We start from the raw sequence: 6,093 nt of genomic DNA, 5'->3' as shown, positions 1-6,093 counted from the left end.
TAGGTCGCTGCCTGTAGGAGAGCTTCGTCGATGGACTTGTAGGCATCCTGGAGCTCCACGTACTTCCCTACGAGGGCTATGCGCACCTCCTCGGTCGCCTCCTCACGTAGGGCGAGGAAGTGCTTCCAAGGCTTGAGCTCGGGTGTCCCCTCGGGGGTGATGCCACACTTCTTCAGCACGATCTCGTCTAGATGCTGAGCCTGCAGGGCAAGGGGTACCTGATAGATCGTGGGGACGTCTACGCTCTGCACGACGGACTCTGGGGAGACGTTGCAGAAGAGGGCGACCTTCCTCAGGATGTCACTGCCGAGGCTATGCTCGGTACGCAGTACGAGGATGTCGGGCTGGATACCTACCTCCTGTAGCTGCTTGACGGAGTGCTGGGTCGGCTTGGTCTTGACCTCTCCTGCTGCAGCGATGTAGGGGACGTAGGTTAGGTGCAGGCAGAGACAGCTCTGCCCAAGCTCCCACTTGAGCTGACGGACGCTCTCTAGGAAGGGGAGGGACTCGATGTCCCCCACCGTCCCCCCGATCTCGGTGATGACGAAGTCGTAACGCTTCTTGAGCCCAAGGAGCTTGACATTACGCTTGATCTCATCAGTGATATGGGGGATGACCTGTACGGTCTTGCCGAGGTAGTCGCCCTTGCGCTCCTTGCGGATGACGTTCTGATAGATACGTCCCGTGGTGATGTTGTTGGCTCGTGAGGTAGCGACGTTGAGGAAACGCTCATAGTGCCCGAGGTCGAGGTCGGCCTCATGCCCATCATCGGTCACGTAGCACTCGCCGTGCTCGTAGGGGTTGAGGGTGCCTGGGTCAATGTTGATATAGGGGTCAAACTTTTGGATCGTGACGCTGTAGCCACGTGCCTGAAGGAGCTTCCCGAGGGAGGCTGCTACGATGCCCTTCCCGAGGGAGGACACGACGCCTCCCGTCACGAAGATATACTTTGTTTCCACTGCTCGCTGTGTATGTCTATGTTGTCTACGTACCCTGTTGCTGTGCCCTCTGTCCCCCTCAGACTGGCTCTCTGCCACCTCGTCCCCCCTGGAGGAGGAAGCTATAGCAAGTACCCGAGCTCGTCTAATTAGGGTGATACTGGGGCTGTATCGTTGTCACGCAAAGTAGCCTAGGGAGCGGAGGCTCCAAACATCCCTCCCCAAGCTACGCATACAAAGATACATCTTTGCACGGTACTAACACTTTCCCTAACCTACACCTCCCCTCTCCCCCCGCTAGCTGTGTTCTACACGAGGGCAATACTCAGCAGACAATGGGGAGTAGCGACTTACGTCCCCCTCTGTCCACGACCCTTGCGTGGGCGGACGCTACAAACACACCCCTCTGTACACTAAATCTGTGCCTTGGCATCTGCCAAGGACACTTAATAGCCAAGAGTCTTTTCCGCTACATCTCGATCCATATAGAGTCACCCCGCACCTGCCCCTGATAGAGCTGGTAGCCCTCGTAGCGATCAGGTAGGGCGTAGCCTTGTGGTGAGGTCGGAGCCTCTTGGTCTCGGAGCAAGTAGACATTCAGCGAAGTACCTTCATCCCGCAGTCGTGCGCTCGCCTCCCAATCAGGGAGCATAAAGTGCCAGCGCCCACGGATGAGGCGAAAGGCCAGCAGACTGTACACGTACTCCCGCCGACTGCGGGCAGGCAGGAAGGCCAGACGATGCACATAGGGATGAAGCTCACCCTCCGTCACGACAGCCTCTGTCGCCACGGAATGCATCGCATGACCCTGTAGGTAGGTGACTTGATACCAGTCATGTGCTTGCTGTGGATTCATGAGGTAGTACAGGTAGCCCTGCAGGTAATAGGCTCGCTCGCTCCAGTTCGAGATACCTTCCTCATACGTAATACGGGGCTTTGGCTTGCCATCGAGGATCGAGGGCTCTAGCTCGACCTCCCAAGCTTGGTCCTGAAGGAGTACTTGCCGTGTCAGCACCTTCCGCTTCTGGAGCTCAGCCCCTCGCGCGTGGAGCATAAAGGTAGCCCACCGGGGGACATAGTGCGTTAGGCTTAGCTCCTCAGTGCGTGGAATTGCCTCAATCACCGTGTAGTAGCGTAGCCGAGGGAAGATCCAGTTGCTCTGATCCTGGCGCACCAGATAGTAGGCCGTATCCGTGTGGTTCTGGTATACCACATGCAGGTAGGGCACATCCAGCTCACGCCTCAGCGTATCCATCGGATTTCGCTCCCGATGCCAGCGCACCTCGAAGTGTACCGAGATCCTCTCCTCGGCATAGATGGCGCTCATCGCCGACAGTAGTAGGATAGCGAGGGGAAGCCCTCTGTATATTGGCATTGTGATCTTCATCTCTTATCAGTTTTACATCTCGATCCAGATGGAGTCGCCCCGCACCTGCCCTCGATAGAGCTGATAGCCCTCATAATGACGTGGCAGCTTAACCTCAGAGAGTCCTTTGCTCGGGTCACCCTCCATTCCTAGAGCCTCATTATCGATAGTCGTATCCTTTGCCACCCTGTTCGGAATGACAAAGTGGAAGCGCCCTCGCACCATCCGAAAGGCCAGCAGGCTGTAGGTATACTCCCGCTCACTCCGAGCCGGGAGGAAGGCTAGGCGCCCCTCCAGCAGGCGAAGTATCCCGTCAGTCTTGTAGGGCTCCTTGGCTACAGAATGAAGGTTATCTTGCTGCCCGTACACCTTCAGAGCGTGAGGGTCTCTTCGTACTGGAGCCCTCAGGCAGGACAGGATATACTGTAGGTACTCCACACACTCACTCCAGTCTACCTGAGGATCACTTGAATGGCTCCTATGGGATGAGGTGGAGGTCTCTTGGTCTATCTCCCATCCGCTATGCCCTAGGATGACTTGATGGCTCTTGTGCACCCGTTCCTGCTCTAGGTAGATCTTGAACTGCATCGCCCTCACCTCATTACGATTTACATAGTCATAGTTTTCTTGATACTGAAGCAGATCCTCGGTAAACCCAATGTATGGGAAGATCCATCTAGGCCTGTCCCTCCGCACCAGATAGTAGTTCGTATCGCTGTCATTGCGATACACTACATGCAGGTAGGGCACGTTGATCGGTTGCCTCAGCGTATCCAGCGGGCTGACCTCGATGCGCCAGCTGACCCTTAGGCTCATCGTGATCTGAGCCTCAGCTCTGAGTGCGGCAAAGACGATGAGAATAAGGACTAGCCCCATTGTAGCCTTCATCTTATTCATAGCACAACAAAATAATGTCTCGTATGGGTAACCCGCCCATGGATAATCGCAAGGATCACGCATCGGGCTATATCTTGCGATCAGGTACAGGCACTTCATAGAGAGCCTTGTTTCTTGTTTATAGTTAGTAATTTAGTAGTATGACAAATGTAGATATTCCTTAGACGAAAAGCAAGCTCTCTCAAGGGAATCACACCAATAGCTACCTCAGCGACATTCTATCCGACACAACGGTCTCACATACGAGGGAAATAGTGCTATTTAGCCCCACCCTGACCTCCTCTCTAGGGTAACGTGCGTGAGCATATACGGGGGAGGGACTGCCCCTACTCAATATACTTAACGACCTATCCAATAGTCCTATATACCCTCTCATGCTGTAGACTAGAGGGGGGGGCTAAAATGTTCGTCTCCGCCACCTAATGCAAGGGGATGGAAACGCTCTTACCGAGAACGCCTCTGCGCTCTTACCGAGAGCGCAAGAGCGATCATACCGAGAGCGTGAATGCGTTCATACCGAGAGCGCAGAGGCGCTCTCGGTATGAACGTTTCCCTCCCTCAGAAGGGATAGATACAGAGCGAGTTACGAAAGCCCCTAATCACCCTCCCTATCCCCCTCAGATACGACAGGCTTTACCCTGCCCAAATCTTGTTTACCTTTGGGGATACGTGCGCCATCGTACCCAGCTAAACGCTCTCTATGGAATCTCCTAGCTGGGACACAGGCACACAAGGCCAGCCCTCTAGTACCAAGGCTGGGGCTGAGCATGGGACTCTTATCACACTCCATATCTATACGAGTATGAGCATTCGCCCTCTATTGATCCTCTACACAAGCATCGGTGTGGCTAGCTACGCTGTCGCTCAGCAGCCTATACCCGACACGCTCCAGGTGAAGAGCCTACCCGAGGTAGCCATCGAGGCCAAGGCTCAGATGGAGACACCCCAGCGAGCCCTCTTTTGGCCCTCTAAGCTCCTAAAGACGCATACGACCAATGCCCTTGAGCTCCTGAATGCCATGCAGATCCCCAGCCTCTCCGTCACCCTCTACCCACCCTCCATCAGCACCCAACTCGGGGGAAGTGTCGCGATCTGCATCAACGGTCGGGAGGTTCAGCTAGAAGACCTCCTACCCCTCAGGTCAAGCACGATCCAGAAGATCGAATACACGAGGACTCCTACGGGACGATATACCGGTAGGGCTGGACTAATTAATATATGCACCGTGCCACTCGACTATGGGGGCAACATCTATGCCTCCCTCCGAGAAGGCTTCCTAGCTAGGCAGGGGGACTACCTAGCCTATGCGGACTACACGAGACGCACGCTAACCCTCTCCCTCACCCTGCATCATGACTGGAAGAGACAGCATGACTACACGGAGGGCTCGGAGACCTTCCACCTACACGACGGGACGACGAGGGAGCGCTACACGACCACCCTCGGCTCGACTCAGAAGAGCGATAGACAGGCCGCCAAGCTCGTCCTCGCACACACGGGGACAAGTAGCTCACTGAGTGGCTACATCCAGTTCCTTAGCACCGGTATTCCTCGGGAGGAAAGGCATAGCCTACTGAACTATCGGGATCAAGGCTCCACGACCCAGCACACGAACACACGAGCCCGAGGGCTCTCCCCCTCACTCCACCTAGACTACAGTCTTACACTCCCTCGGGAGCAGACGGTCAGCCTATCGCTAGACGGATCATACGGACGCCATCGGCATAGCCGTAGCTATCAGGAGGATCGACAGCAGGGCTTCGCCACAGAGGCCTCGGAGCAGAACCTCACCTATACAGCCAATGCCCTCTACACCAAGACGCTCAAGGGAGGTCTCTCCTGTACGCTCAGCCTCATGTACAGCACCAAGAGCTACCGAGACAGCTATACGGGCATAAGTGCTGGGGAGCAAAGCCTCACCACCAGAGAGGGCTTGGCACTGCTCCAAGCGAGCCAGGCGATCGGCAACAAGCTCTACTACTATGCCTCGGCAGGACTCTCCTCCATGGGGATCAAGCTAAATCATCAGCCAACGACCTACCTACACCCCGTATTCTTCTATGGTGCGAACTATACCCTCTCCCCGAGTCACTCGATCTCTCTAAACGGGCAATACACACATACGCTCTTCGATCCATCCAACAAGAATGCGATGACGATCCCCATCTCTGCCCTCGAGGTCAAGGTCGGGAACCCATACCTGCGCCCGATCAAGGTCGTGAGCAATACAGCAGCCTATAACGGCACCATAGGTTCGCTCGGCATGGAGCTGGCCTATAGCAGCACGATCTATCTCCACAACGAACTCCGGCATTACTATTCCGACACGAGGAGGGTCTACAGTACCCGAGCCAACGACGGGAGATTCTACGGCAATATGTTCTCTCTATCGGGGACATACTCATTACTAGGGAAGCGCTTGACCCTAGGGGGCTCTATGACCTATGAGTATAATATCATAGATGCCTCACGCTACCAGCTAAGGCAGCACGTGGCACGGCTTGACCTATCCCTATCCTACCTGATAGGCCGTGTGTATCTAGGGGCGGACTACTCAGCCCCCTATACTGCCCTTGATGCGAGAGAGCCCCTATACCTCCACAGCCCCAGCACCTACGGAGGGGTGATCAGATGGCACCACGGAGCTTGGAACATCGGCCTTACGATCCGGAACATCCTCCGTCAGTATACCTCCACTCATACCTATATGGACTACGGGGTATATCGCCTAGACCAACGACGCTACAGCCAAGCAGAGGGTCGGTATATCGGTGTGACGGTGACCTATAGCTTCGGCTTCGGGCGAGGGAAGAAGCTCGAGCGTCCCACACTAGACACCACCCTAGAGAATGCCCTCATGAGGTAGCCGATGACGGGACAGCTCCTAGGCCT

At 55.4% G+C, this 6,093-nt stretch carries 4 protein-coding genes; 1 reads left to right on the top strand and 3 read right to left on the bottom strand.

The features are described 5' to 3' along the window. The 3 genes from QZ554_RS04230 to QZ554_RS04220 all read right to left on the bottom strand — a co-directional run. On the bottom strand, positions 1-959 hold a 959-nt coding region (locus QZ554_RS04230; protein WP_297194625.1), incomplete at its 3' end, for a CTP synthase. A gap of 448 nt (positions 960-1,407) precedes the next feature. Beyond that, positions 1,408-2,313: a hypothetical protein gene (locus QZ554_RS04225; protein ID WP_297194624.1), complete on the bottom strand. Its 906-nt coding sequence runs from the start codon at positions 2,311-2,313 to the stop codon at positions 1,408-1,410. Between the two features lie 24 nt (positions 2,314-2,337). Beyond that, a complete protein-coding gene (locus QZ554_RS04220; protein WP_297194623.1) occupies positions 2,338-3,201 on the bottom strand; it encodes a hypothetical protein in 864 nt (287 codons plus the stop codon). Between the two features lie 802 nt (positions 3,202-4,003). Here QZ554_RS04220 and QZ554_RS04215 point away from each other — a divergent pair. Further along, positions 4,004-6,067 carry a hypothetical protein gene (locus QZ554_RS04215; protein WP_297194622.1) on the top strand — a complete coding sequence of 688 codons (2,064 nt, stop codon included), beginning with the start codon at positions 4,004-4,006 and terminating at the stop codon, positions 6,065-6,067. The last annotated feature ends 26 nt before the right edge of the window (positions 6,068-6,093 follow it).

Source organism: uncultured Porphyromonas sp. (assembly GCF_915070105.1).
GTDB lineage: Bacteria > Bacteroidota > Bacteroidia > Bacteroidales > Porphyromonadaceae > Porphyromonas.
The sequence above is the reverse complement of the archived record's forward strand: the minus strand, read 5'-3'. Positions and strand labels throughout refer to the sequence as shown.

Excerpts from the sequence above, each read along its gene's own strand:
- QZ554_RS04225 (WP_297194624.1), bottom strand. The coding sequence starts at position 2,313 with ATGCCAATATACAGAGGGCTTCCCCTCGCTATCCTACTACTGTCGGCG.
- QZ554_RS04220 (WP_297194623.1), bottom strand. The coding sequence starts at position 3,201 with ATGAATAAGATGAAGGCTACAATGGGGCTAGTCCTTATTCTCATCGTC.
- QZ554_RS04215 (WP_297194622.1), top strand. The coding sequence starts at position 4,004 with ATGAGCATTCGCCCTCTATTGATCCTCTACACAAGCATCGGTGTGGCT.